Here is a 22,067-nt window from a genome sequence, read left to right on the forward strand (position 1 = left end):
GACGACACCATGACCGTTATGCAAACCAAGAACCGTCCGCTGCGCAGCTTGCTGGCTGTTGCCGTCTTCGCTGTCGCCGGCACCGCCGGCGCCCAGCAGACCCAGCTCAACCCGCAGGCCAAGCGCATCAGCGATGAAGCCATCCACGCCGACCTGCAGTCGTACGAAGCGACCCAGGGCCGCATCCAGGCGCTCAACGATGGTGGTCGCCCGATCCGCGACTACCACCTGTCCAAGGCGCAGTGCTGGCTGGACGTTTCCTTCCACGAGTACACCCGCAACGACCGCAGCGCCTTCCCGCAGGAAGCGCTGACCGAGTCGGAGAAGCTGATCGTGGACATGGAGAACGGCGTCTCGCCGATCCCCACCGACACCGCCCTGGTCAACGGCGCCAAGTACCTGCGTGCCGATCTGTGGGAACGCCTGAAGGTCATCCACGGCACGCCGGGCTTCGCCTGCGCCTCGCAGAAGGTGGCCTGTGGTGAGGTGGAGCTGGTGCACGCCGGCAACGAGTTCAACCAGCAGCAGTGGCGTCACTCCAAGCCCTACATCCAGATCGCCGAAGACCTGGTCAACGAAGCCGAGACCGCAGCGCGCCTGTGCGGCGTCGACCCGGCTGGCCCGGTGGTCGCACCGGTCGTGACAGGCCCGTTGATTGCCAATGTGTTGTTCGAGTTCGACCGTAACGGCTACAAGGACATCCGCACCTACTCATTGGAGAGTGTGGACCGAGCGCTGGCCACCATCAGCAGCGAGAAGCGCGAACTGGCCGGGGTGACCCTGGTTGGCCATGCCGACCGCATGCAGGGTAACGGCTTCGACTACAACCAGGCCCTGTCCGAGCGTCGTGCCAAGACCGTGCGCGAGTTGCTGATCGGCCGTGGCGTGGCGGCGGACAAGATCCGCTACGAGTACCGCGGTGACACCCAGCAGGTGCAGCAGTGCGACGGCGTCAAGCCGCGTGCGGCCTTGCTGGAATGCCTGTTGCCGAACCGCCGGGTTGAAGTGCGGTTTGAACTGGCGCAGTAAGTTCAGCGCGAAGAGTTGATCAACAACGCCCCGGCAATGCCGGGGCGTTGTTCGTTTTGGGAGCCAAGTCTGGTTCCACATAGTCTCCGTGCGCAGGCGATCTGCTCCCTCCCTTGCACCGCAGGTGCAGGGGAGGGCTGGGGAGGGGTAGGCGAGCGCAGCTCGACGCTTTTTTCTTCAGACAGCACGGGCACGCCATGCGGAAGGCGCAACCAACTTTCATCGCCAACAGCACCCCTCCCCAACCCTCCCCTGTGCTGCGCACAAGGGAGGGAGCCAAGCCGCAGCTCCCGCAATCCCAAAACTCCAACCCGGCGGAATGGCTACACTGGACCGGCTAAGTCACACGGGAACTACCCTTGGTCTCCAGCTGGATCCTGCTCCTGGTCTCACTCTGCTATGCCGCCCTGCTGTTCGGCGTGGCGTGGTGGGGTGACCGTCGCCCGCTGTATCCGGACCGCCCCTGGCTGCGGCCGGTGGTCTACAGCCTGGCGCTGGCGGTCTATTGCTCGTCCTGGACCTTCTACGGTGCGGTCGGCTCGGCGGTGCGCTACGGCATCGGCTACCTGCCTATTTATCTAGGCCCGCTGCTGATGCTGATGTTCGGCTGGCGCATCATCGAGCGGCTGGCGCTGATTGCCCGCAGCGAGAATGTCGTGTCCATCGCCGACTTCATCTCCTCGCGCTTCGGCCGCTCGCGGCGCTTGGCGGCGTTGGTAGCGCTGATCGCGCTGATCGGTGTGGTGCCGTACCTGGCCCTGCAGTACAAGGCCGTGGCGATGAGCCTGCAGGTGCTGACCGGCGATGCCGCCGGCAAGGGCTTGCTGACCGATCCGGCACTGTATGTGGCACTGCTGATGGCCTTGTTCGCCATCCTGTTCGGCACCCGCCAGGTGGATGCCACCGAGCACCATTACGGCATGATGCTGGCCATCGCCGTGGAATCGATGATCAAGCTGTTGGCGATTGTCGCGGTTGGCGTATTTGCCTACGTGTGGCTGACCGACCGCGGCGAGTCGGTGGTGCAGTCCGCGCGTGCCTTGTTTGAAGGCATGCCGCCGGTCGGTTTCGTCTCGCAGACGCTGCTCAGTTTCCTAGCGCTGATCTGCCTGCCACGGCAGTTCCATGTGGCCGTGGTTGAATGCGGCAATGCCGGCGATGTGCGCAGCGCACGCTGGATGTTCGGCGGCTATCTGGTGCTGATCTCGCTGATGATCGTGCCAATTGCTACTGCCGGTGCGGCGATGTTCGGCACCGGCCTGGCCTCGGACGACACCCTGGTCCTGGCCTTGCCGATGTCTGCCGGCAGCACCACGCTGGCCCTGATCGCCTATATCGGTGGCTTCTCCGCCGCCACCGGCATGGTCATCGTTTCATCCATCGCGCTGGCGACGATGATCAGCAACGACCTGGTCATGCCGCTGCTGCTGCGCCGTAGTGGCGATCACCGTGAGGCTGCCAACGTCGCCTCGCGCGTGCTGTGGATACGGCGCATGGCGATCGTGCTGCTGGCCCTGGTGGCCTACGGTTATTACCGCGGCAGCAACGACGACACCATGCTCGCTGCCTACGGCCTGATGGCGTTCGCGGCGGTGGCGCAGTTCGCGCCCGGCCTGCTCGGTGGCCTGTACTGGCGTGGCGCCAGCCGCCGCGGCGTGGAAACCGGCATGTTGGTCGGCTTCCTGGTCTGGGCCTACACCTTGCTGGTGCCGGCATTGAGCCATGGTGGCTGGTTGGACGAGAGCCTGCTCACGCAGGGACCGTTCGGTATCGCTTGGCTCCGACCACAGCAGTTGTTCGGCCTGACCGGCTGGGATCCGCTTACCCACGGCACTTTCTGGTCGCTGTTGATCAATACGGTGACGATGATGCTGGTGTCGATGCGCTGGCGCCCCGATGTTGCCGAGCGCCTGCGCGCCGCGCCTTTCCTGGATCCCTATGCCAAGCGGCCGGTTGTGACCGGCGACTGGCCGGCGCACGTCAAGGTGCGTGACCTGCTGGCCCTGGCCACACGCGTCATTGGTGACAACCGCGCACGCCGCTCCTTCGGGGAACAGGCGCAGCTGCTGGACCGTGAATTCCAACCCGCCGCCGCCGCCGACCGCATCTGGGTGCAGTTCACCGAACGCCTGCTCGCTGCTTCCATCGGTGCTGCTTCCGCGCGTCTGCTGTTGACCAGCCTGCTGCGCGGCTCGGGCATGGACCTGGGCGAAGTGGTGGCGGTGCTGGACGAAGCAGGGCAGGAGCTGCGCTTCAACCGCGAGATCCTTTCCACCACGCTGGAGAACATCAGCGCCGGGGTCAGCGTGGTTGATCCAGAAATGCGCTTGACTGCTTGGAACAGGCGTTACCAGCTGATGTTCGGCTATCCGGACGGCATGCTCTACGTCGGTCGCCCGGTCGCTGACCTGATCCGTTACAACGCCGAACGCGGCGAGCTGGGTTCCGGCGATACCGAAGTGCAGATCAACCGTCGTATCGGTTATATGCGTGCCGGTTCACCGCACGTGTTCGAGCGTACCGGTGCCGACGGCAAGGTGATCGAACTGCGTGGCCAGGCATTGCCGGGTGGCGGTTATGTCACCAGTTACAACGACATCACCGACTTCAAGAATGCCGAACAGGCGCTGCTGGAAGCCAACGAGAACCTGGAACAGCGCGTGGCCGAGCGCTCGCAGGCTGCCGAAGCGGCGCAGCAGTCCAAGACGCGCTTTCTCGCCGCGATCAGTCATGACGTGCTGCAGCCTTTGAACGCGGCACGGCTGTTTGCGTCTGCGCTGCGCGACAGCCTGCATGAGACCGATGAACAGCGGCATCTGGCCGAGCGTGTTGACGCCTCATTGCGTGCCGCCGAAGAGTTGCTGGATGGATTGTTGGACGTGTCGCGACTGGATGCAGGTGGACTGCGCCCGACCATCAGCGAGTTCGACGCCAGCGTGCTGGTGCGCGAGCTTGCTGCGCAGTACACGCCGGTAGCCGCCGGTCGTGGCCTGCGCCTGCATGTGTTCGCACGCAATGCATGGGTGCGCAGCGATCGGCGCCTGCTGCGCCGCGTGCTGCAGAATTTCATGGCCAATGCGCTGCGTTACACCCGCAGCGGCCGCATCGTGTTGGCGCTGCGGGTGCGTGGTGACCAGGTCGAGCTGCAGGTGTGGGATACCGGCCCGGGGATTCCCGAGCACCACATGCAGCAGATCTTCAATGAGTTCCATCGCTACCAGCAGCCATTCGACTGGGGTGAGCAGGGCTTGGGTCTGGGCCTGTCGATCTGCCAACGCATCTCGCGCCTGCTTGATCATGGCTTGAATGCGCGCAGCCAGCCGGGCCACGGCAGCATGTTCTCGATCAGCTTGCCGCGGGTTGAAACACCGGCAGCACCGTTGCCGTCGCCGCGCCAGCAGACGGCTTTTGGTGGTGATGATTCACTGGCCGGCATGCGCGTGTTGTGCGTGGACAACGACCAGGAAATCCTCGATGGCATGCGCGCCTTGCTGGGTCGTTGGAAGGTGGAGGTCATCGCCGCCAGCACGGTGGACATGGCGCTGGAGAAGTTGAGCGAGAAGCCCGATGTGATGCTGGTGGATTACCACCTGCACGACAGGCTCGACGGTCTTGATACGTTGCTCGCCCTGCGTGAAGCTGCGCGCCGTCCCTTGCCGGGTGCCTTGCTGACCGCTGATGGTCGCGATGAATTGAAGCGCATGGCTCGCGAACGCGGCTACCGCGTACTGACCAAGCCGGTGAAGCCGGCATCGCTACGCGCCTTCCTGACTGCATTGCACGACCCGCGCCGACGCTAGCAGCCAGAACTGTAGTGCCGAGCCATGCTCGGCAGGGGCTTTACCAGCAAAAGCTGCCCTCACCCCAACCCCTCTCCCGTAGACGGGAGAGGGGCCAGGTTTCTGTAGTGCCGAGCCATGCTCGGCGGGGGCTTTACCGGCAAAAGCTGCCCTCACCCCAACCCCTCTCCCGCAAGCGGGAGAGGGGCTTTGAGCAAGGGCGGGATCTGTAGTGCCGAGCCATGCTCGGCAGGGGCTTTACCGGCAATGCCTCCAGCGCAGCACGGCTGCGCTCTACGGGTGGTAGCTCCGGCTTCGCAGCTTACCCCGCTCCCACAACAACGTTTGCAGCCGTCAGGTGCTCGTACAGGATCGCGCAGCCGATGATGATCAGGATCACGCCGCCAACGATTTCCGCGCGCTTGCCAACCACCGCCCCCAAGGCGCGGCCGAGCATGATGCCGATGGTCACCATGATCATCGTGCACAGGCCGATCACCAGCGCCACCACGCCGATATGCACGTCAAGGAAGGCCAGGCCGACACCAATCGCCATTGCATCGATGCTGGTTGCGAAGCCGGTGACGGCGAGGGTCCAGAAACTCTTGTGCTGTTCGCCGGCTTCGTCATCGTTGTCGGCTTCGGTTTCATCATCAGGCTTCAGGCCGGCGATGATCATGTGCGCACCGAGCACGCCAAGCAGGCCGAATGCGATCCAATGATCGAAGGCCTGCACGTACTGCGACGCGGCGCGGCCCAGCAGCCAGCCGATGATCGGGGTGATGGCCTCGATGACGCCGAAGATCAGACCTGCGCGTAGTGCATCAAGCAGGCGCGGCTTGCGCATTGCCGCACCCTTGCCAACCGCTGCGGCGAAGGCGTCGGTGGACATGGCGAAGCCAATCAGAACAATGGAGATGGGGGACATCAGGATTACCGGGTCGGGCGGACACAAACGGCATGCGTCGCGCCCAACCGTAGTTGCGCACGCATGCCGCTGGTCTCGCCAACCGGGTCTGGCTGCCCACACCACGGCGCAACGGCCGAGTATGTTGATGTGGGCGCTTCCAATAGCGGAAGCAGGCTACTCCCCAAGGGAGCGCGGATTGTAGCAGCAAGCGGCGAAAGCGGCTGCTTGGCCTGTTTGTTGGGGCGGCCTCCGCCGCGCCGGCCGGTGATTTGGGGGGGCCGCCCCCACGCCCACAAACAAAAGCAGGATTTTCCGCTACCGCTCAGTCTTCTTCCGGCGGTAGCACGATGGCGTCGTCGTCGATGGCCAGCTTGCCGGCCATCAGCACCGCCTGGGTGCGGTTGGTGACGCCGAGCTTGCGCAGGATGGCGGTGACGTGGGCCTTGATGGTGGCTTCGGACACGCCCAGGTCATAGGCGATCTGCTTGTTCAGGCGGCCTACGCCGAGCATCTGCAGCACGCGGAACTGCTGCGGGGTCAGCTCGCGCAGGCGCTGGCCGACTTCGCGTTCTTCGTTTGGGGTCGGCGGCACGTTGTGCGCCTCGGCCGGGGCCCAGCGCTCGCCATCGAGGATGGTGCCCAGCGCATGGCCGATGGTGTCCGAATCGGCGGATTTGGGAATGAAGCCAAATGCGCCATGGTCCAGTGCGCGCCGCATCACCGTGGCTTCTTCGCGTGCGGAGACCACCACGATGGGCAATTGCGGATGCAGCGAACGCAGATGCACCAGCGCGTTGAAGCCCTGCGCGCCGGGCATGTTGAGGTCCATCAGCACCAGGTCGGCATCGGGGTGTTGTTCGGCCAGTGCGTACAGCGCTTCCACGCTGTCGGCCTCCATCAGCTGCACGCCGGGGATGACGCGTTGCACCGCGCCCTTGAGGGCTTCGCGGAACAGCGGGTGGTCATCGGCAATGAGGAGGGTAGGCATATGCGATCCAATGCTGAAGTAAGGGGCGTGACGCCCTTCCGGTGAAACAGGATACCGGTACCGATGCTGATCCACGCCCTCCACATGGACCAACAGCCGGGGCACCGTGGTGCCCCGGGCTGGTAACGCTTAGCGAACCTTGCGCTCTTCCACCAGCGATGCGACCACCGATGGATCGGCCAGCGTGGAGGTATCACCGAGCTGGTCCGGCGCGTTCTCGGCGATCTTGCGCAGGATGCGGCGCATGATCTTGCCCGAGCGGGTCTTGGGCAGGCCCGGTGCCCACTGCAGGTGATCCGGTGCGGCGATCGGGCCGATTTCCTTGCGCACCCATGCCACCAGTTCCTTGAGCAGCTCGTCGGTCTGCGCTTCGCCGGCAATCAGGGTGACGTAGGCATAGATGCCCTGGCCCTTGATCTCATGCGGGAAGCCGACCACGGCCGCTTCGGCCACCTTCGGGTGCGAGACCAGCGCGCTTTCCACTTCGGCCGTGCCGATGCGGTGACCGGAGACGTTCATCACGTCATCAACGCGACCGGTGATCCAGTAATAGCCGTCTTCATCGCGACGGCAGCCGTCACCGGTGAAGTAGCTGCCCGGGTAGGTACGGAAGTAGGTGTCGATGAAACGCTGGTGGTCACCGTAGACGGTGCGCATCTGGCCCGGCCAGGAGTCGCGGATGATCAGATTGCCTTCGGTGGCGCCCTCCAGCGGCTCGCCGTCGGCGCTGACCAGGGCCGGCTGCACGCCGAAGAACGGCAGGGTTGCCGAGCCCGGCTTGAGGTCGGTTGCACCCGGCAGCGGCGAAATCAGGATGCCGCCGGTTTCGGTCTGCCACCAGGTGTCGACGATCGGGCAGCGGGCATCGCCAACCACGTCGTAATACCAGCGCCAGGCTTCCGGATTGATCGGCTCGCCAACGCTGCCGAGCAGGCGCAGGCTCTTGCGCGAGGTGCGCTTGACCGGTTCCTCGCCGTCGCGCATCAGCGCACGGATGGCGGTGGGCGCGGTGTAGAAGATGGTGACCTGGTGCTTGTCGATCACTTCCCAGAAACGCGAGGTGTTCGGGTAATTCGGCACGCCTTCGAACATCACCGAGGTGGCGCCGTTGGCCAACGGGCCGTAGACGATGTAGCTGTGACCGGTGACCCAGCCGACGTCGGCGGTGCACCAGTAGATGTCGTCCTCGCGCAGGTCGAACACCGCTTCGTGGGTATAGGCCGCGTACAGCAGGTAACCGCCGGTGGTGTGCAGCACGCCCTTGGGCTTGCCGGTGGAACCGGAGGTGTAGAGGATGAACAGCGGATCTTCGGCGTTCATGCGCTCGGGTTCGCACTCGGCCGGCTGGGTGTCCACCACATCGTGGAACCAGCGGTCACGCGGCGCCTGCATGTCGACCGCACCACCGGTGTGGCGCACGACCAGCACGGTTTCAACGGTGTTGGTGCCGGGCAGCTTTAGCGCGGCATCGACGTTGGCCTTCAGCGGCACCTTCTTGCCACCACGCAGGCCTTCGTCGGCGGTGATGATCAGCTTGCTGGCGCAGTCGCCGACGCGGTCGGCGATGGAGTTGGCGGCAAAGCCGCCGAATACCACCGAGTGGATGGCACCGACGCGGGCGCAGGCCAGCATCGCCACCGCGGCGTCGACGATCATCGGCAGGTAGATGGTGACGCGGTCACCCTTCTTGATGCCGAGGCTGCGCAGCGCATTGCCGAGGCGGCAGACGCGCTGGTGCAGCTCGCGGTAGGTGACCTTCTGTGCCGGGCTGTCCGGGCCATCGGCCTCGAACAGGATGGCGGTCTTGTCACCGCGCGTGGCCAGCTGCCGGTCCAGGCAGTTGACGCTGACGTTGAGTTCGCCGTCCTCGAACCACTTGATGCGGAAATCGTCGAGCTGATAGCTGACGTTCTTGATCTTGGTCGGCTTCTTGTACCAGTCCAGTCGCTCGGCCGCCTTGGCCCAGAACGCATCGGGGTTTTCGACCGATTCGCGGTACAGCTGCTGGTACGTGTTCTTGTCGATCCGTGCCTTCTCGGCGAACGCGGAATCAACGGGATATACATCAGTCATGGCAACCCTCACCTTTGCACTTGTAACCAATGAATGAGCCATGTCGTGGGACAGGGCCGGACACCCCAAGTGTGCCGCATCCACCCCACCTCGCGCTGGATCTTCTGTTAGACGATGGTCGAACAGACGCTTGCTTACGACTAATGGCGAATAGCGGGCCGACGCCATGCCCGCGCACGCTGGCTGCGACCGTGCAACCGGCGCGGACCGTTCATCAGCCTGGAGAGAGGCAGTCCCAATGAATCGAAACATCCTGAAAACGGCCCGCCGGCCACTCGCCGCAGCCCTGTTCGTCGCGCTGGTCGCGCCGGGCATGGCCTTCGCCGAGACCGCGAAAGAGAAGGCGCTGGAAGCACGCGTCGCCGACCTTGAGCGGCAGGTGCAGTTGCTGTTGTCCACCCAGCAGCAACAGCAGGGCGCCATCGCCCAGACCCAGAGTGAAGTGGTGCAGGTGCGCAGCGCACAGGCCGAGCGCACCGCCGCGCCCGCCGTGCCGGCTGGCAAGCAGCCGATTCAGCTGACCACCATCACCCCGGGCGCCGCACCGGGCACCACCTTCAAGGTGGGCGGCTTCATCAAGGCCGATTTCCTGGCCACCCGTACCGGCGATGGTCAGCTGGCCGACGACGCCACCGGCCGCGCGCTGTACCTGCCGGGGCAGACGCCGGTGCATGGCGCTGGTGGCTCGGGCAAGGCCTCGGACGTGGATTACAACGCTCATGCCAAGTTCTCGCGCTTCAACCTGGGCGTGGACAATGTGGCCGAGAACGGCGACAAGGCTGGTGCGTTCCTGGAGATGGATTTCTTCGGCAACTCGCTGGGCAACCAGACCGCGACCAACACCTACGGTGTCACCGTCCGCCACGCCTACATGTACTGGAACAAGTGGTTGGCCGGCCAGACCTGGTCCAACTTCATGGACGCCGCCTCCATCCCCGAAGCGGCTGACTTCGTCGGCCCCACCGATGGCGTGGTGTTCGTGCGCCAGGCGCAGATCCGTTACACCAACGGCGGCCTGAGCGTTGCCCTGGAAAACCCGGAAACCACCTCGCTCACCGGCACCTTCAACCCGATCACCAACAAGTGGAACGTGCCGGCGGTTGCCAACTCCGACCGTGGCGCGCTGCCCGACCTGACCGTGCGTTACGGCTGGAAGGGTGACTGGGGTACCTTCGGCGTGGCCGGCCTGGTGCGCCAGCTCAAGCTCGACAACCAGGCCACCGGTGCCGATGCCAGCAAGGTGGCCGGCGGCATCACCCTTGGCGGCAAGTGGCTGATGGGCGACGCTGACACCCTGCATTACCAGCTGACCGGTGGCGAAGGCATTTCGCGCTACATCGGCCTGGGGATCACCGCCGACAGCGGCTATGACGCGATCCGCGACGAGATCGATCCGACCGGTGTGGTTGCCGGCTATGTCGGCTGGCGCCATGCCTTCACCCCGAAGCTGCGCACCAACCTGATCTACGCACGCAGCGACTACGACAACAATGCCTCCATCACCGGTGACCTGGTGACCAAGAGCGTGCAGTCGATCCGCGGCAACATCTTCTACACGCCGATGCCCAAGGTCGATGTCGGTGCCGAGCTGATGTACGGCGTGCGCGAGATCGAGAACGGCAAGAAGGGCGATATCAGCCGCGTGCAGTTCACCACCAAGTACAGCTTCTGACCCATCCGGTAGCGGCGCTGCAGTAGCGCCGCTACCGCGTCTGAAAAAGTAGTACGCCCCATCTCCCTACCCCCACGGGGAGCACTCATGTGACCGTCAAGGCATCTCCGCATGCCGTGGCGTTCGTATTCCCAACGCCTGGAGAATTCCGATGAATGCTTCCGTCGATCCCCGTGTAGAGCGGATCGCCTCCAACCCGAAATACCAACGGTTGCGCAGCACGCGCAACAAGCTGGGTTGGTTCCTGACCATCCTGATGCTGCTGGGGTATTACGGCTATATCGGCCTGATCGCCTTCGACAAGGCCTTCCTGGCCACGCCGATCGGTGCCGGCAAGATCACCACCGTCGGCATTCCGATCGCCTTGGGCTTGATGGTGTTCACCATCGTCATCACTGGCTTCTACGTGCGCCGTGCCAACAAGGAATTCGACAAGTTGACCGAAGAGATCGTGGAGGAAGCGCAATGAACCACTCCTTCCTGCGAACCGGCGCGCTGCTCGGTCTGCTGATCGCCAGCGGTGCGGCCATGGCCGCCGGTGGCGACATCGGGCAGACCGTGCGCCAGCCGACCAACTGGACCGCGATCATCATGTTCGCCACCTTCGTGGTGTTCACGCTTGGCATCACCAAGTGGGCCGCTGGCCGCACCAAGTCGGCGTCCGACTTCTACACCGCCGGTGGCGGCATCACCGGTTTCCAGAACGGTCTGGCCATCGCCGGTGACTACATGTCGGCAGCCTCGTTCCTCGGCATCACCGCTGCGGTGATGACCAACGGCTATGACGGTTTGATCTACGCATTGGGCTTCCTGGTCGGTTGGCCGATCCTGACCTTCCTGATGGCAGAACGCCTGCGCAACCTCGGTCGCTTCACCTTCGCCGACGTTGCTGGCTACCGCTTCCAGGCCAAACCCATTCGCATGTTCGCGGCATCGGGCACGCTGGTGGTGGTGCTGTTCTACCTGATCGCGCAGATGGTCGGTGCCGGTGCGCTGATCAAGCTGCTGTTCGGCCTGGACTACTGGATCGCAGTGGCGCTGGTCGGCGTGTTGATGATGGTCTACGTGCTGTTCGGCGGCATGACTGCAACCACCTGGGTGCAGATCATCAAGGCCTGCCTGTTGCTGTCCGGCGTGACCTTCATGGCCGTGATGGTGATGTGGCACTTCAACTTCAGCTTCGAGGCGTTGTTCAGCGAGGCGGTGCGGGTCAAGACCCAGATCGCAGCCAACGGCGGCAAGAGTGCGGAGGAAGCGGCCAGTACCGGCCTGGCGATAATGGGGCCTGGTGGCTTCGTCAAGGATCCGATCTCGGCAATCTCGTTCGGCATGGCACTGATGTTCGGTACCGCCGGCCTGCCGCACATCCTGATGCGCTTCTTCACCGTTCCCGATGCAAAGCAGGCACGCAAGTCGGTGCTGTGGGCAACCACCTGGATCGGCTACTTCTACATCCTGATCTTCATCATCGGCTTCGGTGCGATCGCACTGGTGCTGACCAATCCGGAGTACGCGGATCCGGTCACCGGCACCATCCAGGGCGGCCCGAACATGGCAGCCGTGCTGGTCGGCAAGGCCGTTGGCGGCAACCTGTTCATGGGCTTCATCTCGGCCGTGGCCTTCGCCACCATCCTGGCCGTGGTTGCTGGCCTGACGCTGTCCGGTGCATCGGCGGTGTCGCATGACCTGTACGCCACCGTGTTCAAGAAGGGCAACCCGGAGCCGGGCTCGGAGCTGCGTGTATCGCGCGTCACCACCTTGGCACTGGGCGTGATCGCAGTGCTGCTGGGTATCGTGTTCGAGAAGCAGAACGTGGCCTTCATGGTGTCGCTGGCCTTCGCCATCGCCGCTTCGGCCAACTTCCCGGTGCTGATCCTGTCGCTGCTGTGGAAGGACTGCACCACCCGTGGTGCGGTGATTGGTGGCTCGTTGGGCTTGGCCTCGTCGCTGATCCTGACCCTGCTGTCACCGTCGGTATGGGTGGACACGCTGGGCAATGCGGCCGGCAGTGCGCCGTTCCCGTATACCAGCCCGGCACTGTTCTCGATGACGATTGCCTTCGTCAGCATCTGGTTCTTCTCGATCACCGACAAGAGCAAGAACGCACAGGCCGAGCGTGCCGCCTACCCGGCACAGGAAGTGCGTGCCGAGACCGGCATTGGTGCGAGCAAGGCTTCGTCGCACTAAGCATTGGTAACGTTTGAAACAACGGCCAGCCTTGTGCTGGCCGTTGTCGTTTGAGCGGTCGGTATCGGGGTTTTCCCTGATGCGGGGCGGGAAGCTGGCTTCCTAAGATGCGAGGAGGGGAAATCCGCATTGTCAGGTCAGCAGTTCCACTTCCAGCTTTCTGCGAGGAGCCGTATGCCGTGCCGTATCGCCAGAACCACGTTGTCCACGGGCATCGCCCTGATCATCGCCGGCAGCCTGCCCAGCGCCTTTGCCCAATCGACCGATGCCAAAACTGAGCAAGCCACCGACAAGGTGGTGGATATCGGCAGCGTCAACGTCACCGCATCCGGCTCGCGTATCGACCGGCCGGGCTTCAACGCGCCAACGCCGACGGTGAAGGTGACGCCGGAGGACCTGCAGCTTTCAACCCACACCAACATCGCCGCAGCACTCAATGACCTGCCGCAGTTCCGTGGCACGGTGTCGCCACAGACCCATACCACCGGGGTGGATGCGGCACGGGCGCCGGTCGACCTGCGCGGCCTGGGTGTCAGCCGTACCCTGGTGCTGCTGGATGGGCGACGCTTCTCCAGCGACAACGATCTGGCCAGCATTCCGTCGATCCTGATCAGTGGCGTGGACGTGGTTACCGGCGGTGCCTCTGCCGCCTGGGGCTCGGGCGCGGTTGCTGGTGTGGTCAACGTGCAGCTGGACAGCCAGCTGGTCGGCACCAAAATCGACGTGCAGGGCGGCATGTCCTCGCGCTCGGACAACCAGAAGCAGTACGTCTCGGCTGCTACCGGTTTCGAGATCGCACAGGGCCGCGGCCATGTCGTCATCGGCGGCGAGGCGCTGAACAACGACGGCATCCTGCCCAAATCATCGCGGTCTTGGCTGGGCCGCACCGCGCAGCTGTCCAATGGCGACGGCACGTTCACGATGAAAGACAATGTTGGCTACGGCAATGCCGCCATCGGTGGTTTGATCACCACCGGCGTGCTGGCTGGGCAGGCCTTCAATCCGGATGGCAGCCTGCGTGCGTTCCCAGGCTATACCGGTGCGTCGCTGATCCAGGGCGGCGAGAGCCCGAGCAATGACGACATCAGTTCACTGATGACGCCGCAGCGCCGCTACAACGTGCTGGGCAGGTTGTCGTGGAACCTCACCGACAACACCAGCCTGACCATGGACGTGCGCCACTCGCGCAGCTGGAACCGCTTCCCGTGGTTCGGCGACCACAACCGTGGCACCGGCCTGAAGATCGGCGTGGACAACGCCTTCCTGCCGACCGCCGTGCGCGATGCGCTGGTGGCGGCCGGCGAGACCAGCTTTGGCCTTGGCCGCTTCAACAGCGACTTTGCCTTTCCCGATATTGATTACGACCGTCGCACCACCCAGTTCACCGTGGCGCTGGATGGCGTGGTCGGCGACAACTGGCGCTGGAGCGGCTATTACAGCCACGGTGACAACCAGTCCGATCTGGCCGCGCCGGGCTTCCTGCTGACCAGCAACTACCGCGACGCAGTGGATGCGGTGATCGATCCGGTCAGCGGCAAACCGGTGTGCAGGGTGACCCTGACGAATCCCAACTCCGGTTGCGTGCCGATCAACCTGATCGGCAATGGCGCACCCTCGGCGGAGGCGGCTGCCTATGTCACCGGCACGCCCAGGCGCATGACCAATACCAAGCTCGATGCCGCCGGCCTGGACCTGCGTGGCGAGCCGTTCTCGCTGCCGGCAGGTGAGGTGTCGGTGGCGATGGGGCTGGAGGCGCGCAAGGAGCAGATCGATCAGAAAGTGGGCGCGCAGGATCTGACCAAGTCATTCAGTACCTGGAGCTCCTCGCCGATGGCCGGCAGCTTCCAGGTGCGCGAAGCCTTCGCCGAAGTGGCGGCACCGCTGCTGCGTGACATGCCGGTGCTGCGTGATCTGCAGGTCAACGCAGCGGCGCGTTTCAGCGACTACAACAGCTCCGGTGCGATCTGGTCGTGGAAGTACGGCATGACCAATGAGTTCTTCGATGGTTTCCGTGGCCGCTTCACCCGCTCGCGCGATATCCGTTCGGCCAACCTGTCGGAGATGTACACCACCAGCACCACCGGCTGGTCGACCATCAGCGATCCGCTGACCGGCACCTCGATCAGCGCGCTGGTGATCGGCGGCGGCAACCCGCTGCTGGACCCGGAGAAGGCCGACACGCTGACCGCCGGCTTCACCTGGGCGCCGGCCAGCGTGCCGGGGCTGATCATGTCGGTGGATTACTTCGACATCGAGATCAAGGACGTGATCACCCAGGTGTCGGCGCAGGAAACCGTGCTGCGCTGTATCGCCGGCAACCAGGCCATGTGCGGGCGCATCCAGCGCGATGGCAACGGCGAGATCGAGCGGATCAACTCCAACTACGTCAACCTGGCCGAATACCGCACCAACGGTGTCGACCTGGACCTGCTCTACAACCTGCCGGCGGCGAAGTTGTTCCCGGCGATGTCGGGCAATTTCCACACCCGCGTGCTGGCGACCTGGACCGATAATCTCACCACCTACGACGGCAAGAACACCTTCGAGTATGTGACCTCGCAGGGCCTGACCGGCGGCTCCGGCGTGCCACGCTGGCGGGCCAACGCGACCTTCGGCTGGCGCGGTGATCGCTATGGTGCACAGGCGCGGGCACGCTACATCTCGGCTGGTGTGTACAACAACCAGCTGGTGCTGACCAACGGCAACATCCCGTCCTATGTGTACTGGGATGTAGGTGGCAAGGCGCGCTTCGCGCTGGCGGGCGACAACGAAGTCGAGGTCTACGCCGATATCAGCAACCTGTTCGACAAGAAGTCCCCCTTGGGTGCGGTCGGCTCGCCGTACTACGACGTGGTTGGCCGTTACTTCACGCTTGGCGCGCGCATGCGTTTCTAGGGATGATGACTGCCGCCCAGTGATGGGCGGCAGTGTTCCGTTTGCAGAGGACTCCATATGTACCAGCTCCAGCACCATCGCCGTCGCTCCCCATCGCGTCCACGCCTGCGCGCGCTGTTCGTGGCACCACTGCTGGCCTGCATGTTGCTGCCAGCGATGGCTGCCACCAAGCCTGCACCCAGCCAGGGCCTGCAGACCGAAGCGCAACGCCTGGCGGCACTGTTACCTGGTCAGCTCGGCGCGGCCATCGTCCATCTGGAAAGCGGCCGCAGCGTCTACCTCGATGCCGATCGCGCCTTCCCGATGGCCAGCACGATGAAAGTGCCAGTGGCCGTGCACATCCTCAAACTGGTGGACGAAGGCAAGCTCACGCTGCAGCAGCAGGTGACGCTGGGCACGGACGATGTCTATCCAGAAATGGGCGGTCCGATGGACCTGCACCTGAGCGCCGGCTCAGCCATCACCGTGCGTGACCTGCTGCACATGATGATCACGGTCAGCGACAACAACGCCACCGACATCCTGATTCGTCTTGGCGGTGGCACCACGGCGGTGAATGCACGCATGCAGGCACTGGGCATCAGTGGTATGCGCGTGGATCGCTACATATGGGAACTGCTGGCCAACTACCGCGGCAATGACGCCTCGCAGGCCAAACCAATGGGGCCGGCGGCCTATGCCGAGCTGTCGCGCAGCGAGCGCAGCGAGGAGCTGCGGCGCGGCCACACCAATGCCTGGAATGAAGATCCGCGCGACACCAGCAGCGCTCGTGCGATGGCCACCCTGTTGCAGAAAGTCTGGCGTGGCGAGGTCCTGCAGCCAAGCTCGACCAAGCTGCTGCAGGACATCATGCTGGACACCCGCACCGGTGCCGCACGTCTGCGTGGCATGTTGCCGAAGGACACCCCGGTGGCGCACAAGACCGGCACGGTCGGTGACGTGATCAACGATGTTGGCGTGATCACGCTGCCGGGTGGACGTGGCCATGCCATCGTCACTGTATTCGTGCAGTCACGCGCCAGCAACGAGGAACGCGATGCGGCAATCGCACAGCTGGCCCGCGCTGCGCACGATTACTTTCTGTTCGTGCCTTGAGGGATCCAGCCTGCTCAGCCGGTGACGCTGAGCAGGCGCACCAACTGCGCGCGGTGGCCAACGTCGAGCTTGCGGTAGATTGCGCTGATCTGGCTCTCGATGGTCTTGCGCGAGCGTCGCAGGTGATTGGCGATCTCGTCATTGCGCATGCCGTTGAGTACCAGTTCGGCGACACGGGTCTCGGTCGGTGAGAGCCTTGACCATATCGGCGGGACAGTAGCTGGCACGGTGGACTCAGCCGGCAGCAGTGGCGTCAATCGCAGCAGATACATGGGATACAGGCCGTCTGCCTGGAGCCGACCTTGCAGGTTGATCTGTAGCTGCGTGCCAGGCAGATGCAGTGCCTGCTCTGCAAGAATGCTATCGCTGGTCTGGTCTGCGCGCCGCAACCAGCCGCGTAGTACCGAATTGATGGCGTCGGGAAAGCCGGCATGCCTGCTGCAATCTCCCAGCCAGTCCGCACATAACAGTTGCGCCGTAGGCGACAGGCTGATCAGGTGCAACTCATGGTCGAGGATGATGTCGGCCTGGCTCTGCCGATCAAGCAGGGCCTGATAGATGCTGCGCCGTTCGTGCCGCAGCAAGCGCAAGCGCTGCAGGCCTGCACCCACAAGCTGGTGGAGCTCGTCGAGGAACTGCTGGTGGGCCGCGGTGATCAGCTCCTGACCGGCATGCATGCGGATGCTGAGCACCGCATCCAGCCCTTGCTCGCGCCAGAACGCCATGTGGATGAACTCGTTCCATCCAGGCGCGGGATTCTGCGCACGCAGCCGCTGCCGCGCATGCGCGTCGGTCGAGGCGATCTGCGACAGCGTGTACCAGTCGATGCGGGGATTGCGCTGCAGATAAGGAGCGGCAACCTCCAGGCTGCGCAATGGTCGCTCCTCGCCGGCGGCGCTGGCGCCGAGGAAATGCAGGCTGCGCTGTGGTTGATAGCTGCCGTTGATGTCGTACATCAAGGTGCATGAGTGGCAGGGCAGGTACTGATTGATCAAGTCCACGCAGGCGCGCCACAGCGAATGCAGATCCAGCGCCTGCAGCAGGCCACGCTTGGCCTGCACAGGACAGGCATCGGGGTTCACTGCTATGTCGTGTTCGCGTCCCAGCATGGTGCGGCATGCCCTCGTGGTGGATCGCAGCGCTCATCTGCGGCGCGATGACCGGCCGAACCTGCATGATCTCTTCTAGCACCCACGGCGCGGAGCAGGCAAGCGCAGGTGTGGCTTCCGGATGATGCCCGCTGAGCAACTGCCCGCGAAGAGCACCCCTCTCCAACCCTCCGCTTCGCTGCGCGAAAGGGAGGGGGCAAAAGCGGCGTGCACGGGGGGCTTACAGGTCACGCGCCCTGCTCCCTCCCTTGCGCAACGCGCAGGGGAGGGCCGGGGAGGGGTAGAGCTCCATCGTCTTTGCTCCCGGCTTTGCGCAGCACATCACGCCCGCCTCGCAAACAATCCTTCACTCCTCAACACCCACAGGTTTACAGTGGCCGCTGATCTTGGGGAGGCACCATGGATCCACAGACCGATGGTTCAAATAATCTGCAGCAGCGGCTGACGCAGCTGCGCGCCGCTTGGCAGCAGCACAAGCCAGACTACACGCAGCGCCGTGACGACCTGCGCCGCCTGCGCGCCGCATTCAAGGCGCGCATTCCGGAAATGACCGAAGCGATTGCTGCCGACTTCGGCCATCGCTCGAAACACGAATCGGTGATCGCCGACGGCATGACCGTCACTGGCGAGATCGATCACCTGCTCTCGCACCTGCGTGGCTGGATGAAGCCGGAACGGATTGGTGTTGGCTGGCGCTTCTGGCCGGCACGGGCGCAGGTGCGACCGGTGCCGGTGGGTGTGGTCGGGGTGATCTCGCCATGGAACTACCCGGTCAATCTGGCGCTGGTGCCGTTGGCGACCGCGATCGCCGCTGGCAACCATGTGATGCTCAAGCCGTCCGAGCACACGCCGAACAGTTCGGCCTTCCTCCAGTGCTTGTTGGCCGAGGTGTTTCCTGCTGATCGGGTAGCGGTGGTGCAGGGCGATGCCAGTGTGGCTTCGGCGTTCTCGGGGCTGCCGTTCGACCATCTGGTGTTCACCGGCTCCACTGCGATTGGTCGCAAGGTGATGGCGGCCGCCGCGCAGCATCTGACCCCGTTGACCCTGGAGTTGGGCGGTAAATCGCCGGCCTTGGTGGCAGCGGACTATCCGGTGGAAGGTGCGGCGGCACGCTTGGCGACCGGCAAGTGGTTCAACGCCGGCCAGACCTGCATCGCACCGGACTACGTGTTGATCGATGAAGCGCGTATTGATGCCTTGGTTGCCGCGCTGCGTGCACAGGTGCGGCTGCGCTACGGCGATTTCAGCGATGCATCCGATTACAGCCGCATCATCAATGAAGGCCAGTACCAGCGTCTGCAGGGCTATGTGGATGACGCGCGTGCGCGTGGCTTGCAGGTATTGCCGCTGGCCGATATCGATGGCGAGCGTTCGCGTCGCGAGCGCTTGTTTCCGCCGACCTTGATCCTGCAACCGGGCGATGACGCGACGGTGATGCAGGACGAGATCTTCGGGCCGATCCTGCCGATCCGCAGCTATCGCTCACTGGATGAGGCCATCGCCACCATCAACGGCCGTGATCGGCCGTTGGCCCTGTATCCCTTCAGCCATGACAAGGCGACGGTGGAGAAGATCGTTGGCCAGACCATTGCCGGTGGCGTCACCGTCAACGACACCTTGCTGCATTTCGCGATCAACGGTTTGCCGTTTGGCGGCGTTGGCGCAAGCGGCATGGGCGCGTACCACGGCAAGGCCGGCTTCGATGCGATGAGCAAGCGTCTGCCGGTGCTGTGGCAGACCCGCCGGGCCGGCAGTGATCTGCTGCGGCCGCCGTACACACGGGTCGCGCGTTTCATCGAGATGATTTCGCGCTGAGCTAGAAAAGCCGCAACCAGGCACAGGGGGCCGGCTGCGGTGACCCCGGCACGAGGGAGAGGGAGCCGGGTGTCGAAAAGCGGGGGGTTGATAAATCGCGCAAGAAGCATGCGATCTGAAAGCCCCTCTCCCGCGCGCGGGAGAGGGGTTGGGGTGAGGGCGCTCTTGAAGCACGTGGAGCAAAAGCTTTGAAGCTTTAAAAGCTCCCCTCATCCGGCCTTCGGCCACCTTCTCCCGCAGGCGGGAGAAGGGAGACATCAAGCGTCATGCAGTCTGCTGGGCCAGCCTCAGCCGCCCAACTCATCCGCAATCCGCTGACGCAAGGTCTGCAGATCCTTCGCAAACGCCTCAATACCAGTAGCCAGCTTCTCCGTAGCCATCGGATCAGCCGCCATATCCGCATCGAACTTGGCCTCGTCGATCGCAGCGACGCTCACTGCTTCAGCAGCACCAGCAATCAACTTGCGCGGCAGCTCACCGAAATCAGCATCCAGCTTCTCCAGCAGGTCCGGCGAGATCGTCAAACGATCACAGCCAGCCAGCGCTTCAATCTGCGCGGTCGAACGGAACGAGGCGCCCATCACCACGGTGCTGGAGCCGCGGCGCTTGAACTCGGCGAACACGCCGCGCACGAACACCACGCCCGGGTCTTCATCAATGTTGGCCGGGGTCTGGCCGTTGGCCACGTACCAGTCCAGGATGCGGCCGACGAACGGCGAGATCAGGAAGGAGGCGGCTTCCGAGCAGGCCAGGGCCTGGGTCGGGTTGAAGATCAGGGTCAGGTTGCAGTCGATGCCTTCGGCCTGCAGCACGCGCGCGGCTTCCACGCCGGCCCAGGTGGCTGCGATCTTGATCAGCACCTTGCTGCGCGGCACGCCGGCCGCTTCGTACATGGCGATGAACTCGCGCGCCTTGGCAATCGTGGCCTCGGTGTTGTGTGCCTGGTCGGCATCCACCTCGGTGGAGACGCGGCCCGGCACCAGCTCGGCCAGCATGGTGCCGACGCCGACGGTCAGACGATCGACCACGGCATTGGCGATGGCCTGCTTGTCACCGCTTTGGGCACGGCCCCACTGCAGCTCGCGCTCGATCAGGCCGGCGTAGACCGGCAGGTCGAGGGCTTTCTTCACCAGCGTCGGGTTGGTGGTGCAGTCGACCGGGCGCAGGCGCTTGATGGCGTCGTAATCGCCGGTATCGGCGACGACGACGGACAGTTCGCGCAGCTGCGCGAGCTTGGATGCAGTGCTCATGATGTGCTCCGGATCAGGCGGTGGTGTCGCCAGCATCGGCGGCGGCGATGACAGCGGCGGTGTCCTGGTTGAAGGTCGGCGCGGCGAATGGCTGCGGGCCGGGGGTGCGACCAAACACAATGGGACGGGTGATGCCGCGGTAGCTGCCCAGCAAGGGGTGCTGCAGGGTGGTGATCATTTCCTCGGCCAGCACCTGCGGGTGCTCGAACATGTCCTCGACCTTGCGCGCAGCGGCGCACGGCACTTCTTCGCCGAACAGGGCTTCCCACTCCAGCGCGCTGCGTGCAGCCAGCGCGGCATGCAGCTTGGCCAGCAGTTCGTCGGAATGCTCGGCGCGCTTGCGCACGGTGTCGTAGCGCGGATCGCTGCCCATTGCCGGCAAGCCAATCTTGTCGCACAGCGCCTGCCAGAAGCGCGGCGTATTGGCCGAGATGTACAGATGACCGTGCGCGGTCGGATGGATGCCGGTGACACCGCCCGAACGCATGTCGCGGCCCACGCCTTCCGGCTCGCCTTCGGCCCAGATCATCCGTGCCGACTGCATGGTCAGCGCGCTGCGCAGCAGCGACACGCCCACGTACTGGCCTTCGCCACTGCGTTCACGTTCGAACAATGCCGAGGACACACCGGCAGCGACCAGCGCGGCGGCGTAGTAGTCGACCACCGAGCCGTACAGGATTTCCGGCGCGCCACCGGGCTTGCCCTGCATCGCGCACATGCCGGTCATGGTCTGCAGCACCTGGTCGTAGCCGGCCTTGTCCTTGAGTGGACCGTCCTCGCCGTAACCGGTGACCGCGCAATACACCAGGCGCGGGTTGATCTTGTTCAGGCTGTCGAAATCGATGCCCAGGCGGGCCGGCACGCTGGGGCGGAAGTTGTGCACCAGTACGTCGGCCTCGCGCACCAGGCGCATCAGCACCGCGCGCTGGTCGGCTTCCTTCAGGTCCAGTACCACGCCGCGCTTGGAGCGGTTCACGCCGAGGAAGGCGCGGCTCTCGGCTTCCAGCGTGGACGGGTATTTGCGCAGGTTGTCGCCAACCGGCGGTTCCACCTTGATCACTTCCGCGCCCTGGTCGGCCAGCAGGGTGCAGCCGTACGGCCCGGCGATATAGGCGCTCAGGTCCAGCACGCGCACGCCGCTGAGCGGGCCACGGGCACCATCGCGCTGGGCGATGTCGAACGGAGATGGGTTGTTGCTTGCTGACATGGGCTGCACTCGAATCCTTGATTGCAGTTTCCTCCCGGTGGATGGGAAGAAACATATC

Annotated in this window: 14 protein-coding genes and 1 riboswitch; of the genes, 8 read left to right on the top strand and 6 right to left on the bottom strand. The window is 64.3% G+C overall.

The features are described 5' to 3' along the window. Positions 1 to 9: 9 nt before the first annotated feature. Together ACVOLV_RS08985 and ACVOLV_RS08990 are read left to right on the top strand one after the other, a co-directional pair. Positions 10 to 1,029 (top strand): OmpA family protein, encoded by a 1,020-nt coding sequence (locus ACVOLV_RS08985; RefSeq protein ID WP_481554083.1) that lies wholly within the window; start codon positions 10 to 12, stop codon positions 1,027 to 1,029. Between the two features lie 359 nt (positions 1,030 to 1,388). Continuing rightward, positions 1,389 to 4,829 (top strand): hybrid sensor histidine kinase/response regulator, encoded by a 3,441-nt coding sequence (locus ACVOLV_RS08990; protein ID WP_481554084.1) that lies wholly within the window; start codon positions 1,389 to 1,391, stop codon positions 4,827 to 4,829. A gap of 301 nt (positions 4,830 to 5,130) precedes the next feature. Here ACVOLV_RS08990 and ACVOLV_RS08995 read toward each other — a convergent pair whose 3' ends face one another. From ACVOLV_RS08995 to acs, 3 genes are all read right to left on the bottom strand, one after another. After that, on the bottom strand, positions 5,131 to 5,736 hold the full coding sequence (locus ACVOLV_RS08995; RefSeq protein ID WP_481554085.1) for a manganese efflux pump MntP: 606 nt from the start codon (positions 5,734 to 5,736) through the stop codon (positions 5,131 to 5,133). 9 nt (positions 5,737 to 5,745) lie between these two features. Beyond that, positions 5,746 to 5,908: riboswitch (yybP-ykoY riboswitch) on the bottom strand. Positions 5,909 to 6,040: 132 nt separating this feature from the next. Next, positions 6,041 to 6,706 carry a response regulator transcription factor gene (locus ACVOLV_RS09000; RefSeq protein WP_057629262.1) on the bottom strand — a complete coding sequence of 222 codons (666 nt, stop codon included), beginning with the start codon at positions 6,704 to 6,706 and terminating at the stop codon, positions 6,041 to 6,043. A 129-nt stretch (positions 6,707 to 6,835) separates the two neighbouring features. Then, positions 6,836 to 8,779, bottom strand: coding sequence for an acetate--CoA ligase (gene acs, locus ACVOLV_RS09005; protein WP_481545142.1), 1,944 nt, complete (start codon positions 8,777 to 8,779; stop codon positions 6,836 to 6,838). Between the two features lie 238 nt (positions 8,780 to 9,017). Here acs and ACVOLV_RS09010 point away from each other — a divergent pair, with 238 nt between their 5' ends. The 5 genes from ACVOLV_RS09010 to bla all read left to right on the top strand — a co-directional run bounded on the left by ACVOLV_RS09010 (position 9,018) and on the right by bla (position 16,628). Further along, a complete protein-coding gene (locus ACVOLV_RS09010) occupies positions 9,018 to 10,451 on the top strand; it encodes a DcaP family trimeric outer membrane transporter (RefSeq protein ID WP_481554086.1) in 1,434 nt (477 codons plus the stop codon). Between the two features lie 151 nt (positions 10,452 to 10,602). Next, entirely contained in the window at positions 10,603 to 10,920 is a 318-nt protein-coding gene (locus ACVOLV_RS09015; protein WP_481554087.1) for a DUF485 domain-containing protein, read from the top strand. Continuing rightward, positions 10,917 to 12,638, top strand: a complete 1,722-nt coding sequence (locus ACVOLV_RS09020; protein ID WP_481554088.1) for a cation acetate symporter — start codon at positions 10,917 to 10,919, stop codon at positions 12,636 to 12,638. The genes ACVOLV_RS09015 and ACVOLV_RS09020 overlap by 4 nt, the downstream gene beginning before the upstream one ends. Positions 12,639 to 12,812: 174 nt before the next feature. After that, complete coding sequence (locus ACVOLV_RS09025) at positions 12,813 to 15,533, top strand: TonB-dependent receptor domain-containing protein (protein WP_481554089.1); 2,721 nt, start codon at positions 12,813 to 12,815, stop codon at positions 15,531 to 15,533. A 57-nt stretch (positions 15,534 to 15,590) separates the two neighbouring features. After that, complete coding sequence (bla, locus tag ACVOLV_RS09030; RefSeq protein WP_481554090.1) at positions 15,591 to 16,628, top strand: class A beta-lactamase; 1,038 nt, start codon at positions 15,591 to 15,593, stop codon at positions 16,626 to 16,628. A 14-nt stretch (positions 16,629 to 16,642) separates the two neighbouring features. Here the strand turns inward: bla and ACVOLV_RS09035 are convergent, their stop codons facing one another. After that, positions 16,643 to 17,737: a helix-turn-helix transcriptional regulator gene (locus ACVOLV_RS09035; protein ID WP_481554091.1), complete on the bottom strand. Its 1,095-nt coding sequence runs from the start codon at positions 17,735 to 17,737 to the stop codon at positions 16,643 to 16,645. 399 nt (positions 17,738 to 18,136) lie between these two features. Between ACVOLV_RS09035 and ACVOLV_RS09040 the strand changes: the two genes are divergently transcribed. After that, on the top strand, positions 18,137 to 19,552 hold the full coding sequence (locus ACVOLV_RS09040; protein ID WP_481554092.1) for a coniferyl aldehyde dehydrogenase: 1,416 nt from the start codon (positions 18,137 to 18,139) through the stop codon (positions 19,550 to 19,552). A gap of 287 nt (positions 19,553 to 19,839) precedes the next feature. Here ACVOLV_RS09040 and ACVOLV_RS09045 read toward each other — a convergent pair whose 3' ends face one another. Continuing rightward, on the bottom strand, positions 19,840 to 20,802 hold the full coding sequence (locus ACVOLV_RS09045) for a transaldolase (RefSeq protein ID WP_481554093.1): 963 nt from the start codon (positions 20,800 to 20,802) through the stop codon (positions 19,840 to 19,842). A 13-nt stretch (positions 20,803 to 20,815) separates the two neighbouring features. After that, positions 20,816 to 22,009: a CoA transferase gene (locus tag ACVOLV_RS09050; RefSeq protein ID WP_481554094.1), complete on the bottom strand. Its 1,194-nt coding sequence runs from the start codon at positions 22,007 to 22,009 to the stop codon at positions 20,816 to 20,818. Positions 22,010 to 22,067: the final 58 nt, after the last annotated feature.

It is taken from the genome of Stenotrophomonas sp. STEN023, from assembly GCF_056760135.1.

Excerpts from the sequence above, each read along its gene's own strand:
- ACVOLV_RS09035 (WP_481554091.1), bottom strand. The coding sequence starts at position 17,737 with ATGCTGGGACGCGAACACGACATAGCAGTGAACCCCGATGCCTGTCCT.
- ACVOLV_RS09015 (WP_481554087.1), top strand. The coding sequence starts at position 10,603 with ATGAATGCTTCCGTCGATCCCCGTGTAGAGCGGATCGCCTCCAACCCG.
- ACVOLV_RS09010 (WP_481554086.1), top strand. The coding sequence starts at position 9,018 with ATGAATCGAAACATCCTGAAAACGGCCCGCCGGCCACTCGCCGCAGCC.
- ACVOLV_RS09050 (WP_481554094.1), bottom strand. The coding sequence starts at position 22,009 with ATGTCAGCAAGCAACAACCCATCTCCGTTCGACATCGCCCAGCGCGAT.
- bla (WP_481554090.1), top strand. The coding sequence starts at position 15,591 with ATGTACCAGCTCCAGCACCATCGCCGTCGCTCCCCATCGCGTCCACGC.
- ACVOLV_RS09040 (WP_481554092.1), top strand. The coding sequence starts at position 18,137 with ATGGATCCACAGACCGATGGTTCAAATAATCTGCAGCAGCGGCTGACG.
- ACVOLV_RS08985 (WP_481554083.1), top strand. The coding sequence starts at position 10 with ATGACCGTTATGCAAACCAAGAACCGTCCGCTGCGCAGCTTGCTGGCT.
- ACVOLV_RS08995 (WP_481554085.1), bottom strand. The coding sequence starts at position 5,736 with ATGTCCCCCATCTCCATTGTTCTGATTGGCTTCGCCATGTCCACCGAC.
- ACVOLV_RS09025 (WP_481554089.1), top strand. The coding sequence starts at position 12,813 with ATGCCGTGCCGTATCGCCAGAACCACGTTGTCCACGGGCATCGCCCTG.
- ACVOLV_RS09020 (WP_481554088.1), top strand. The coding sequence starts at position 10,917 with ATGAACCACTCCTTCCTGCGAACCGGCGCGCTGCTCGGTCTGCTGATC.
- acs (WP_481545142.1), bottom strand. The coding sequence starts at position 8,779 with ATGACTGATGTATATCCCGTTGATTCCGCGTTCGCCGAGAAGGCACGG.
- ACVOLV_RS09045 (WP_481554093.1), bottom strand. The coding sequence starts at position 20,802 with ATGAGCACTGCATCCAAGCTCGCGCAGCTGCGCGAACTGTCCGTCGTC.
- ACVOLV_RS09000 (WP_057629262.1), bottom strand. The coding sequence starts at position 6,706 with ATGCCTACCCTCCTCATTGCCGATGACCACCCGCTGTTCCGCGAAGCC.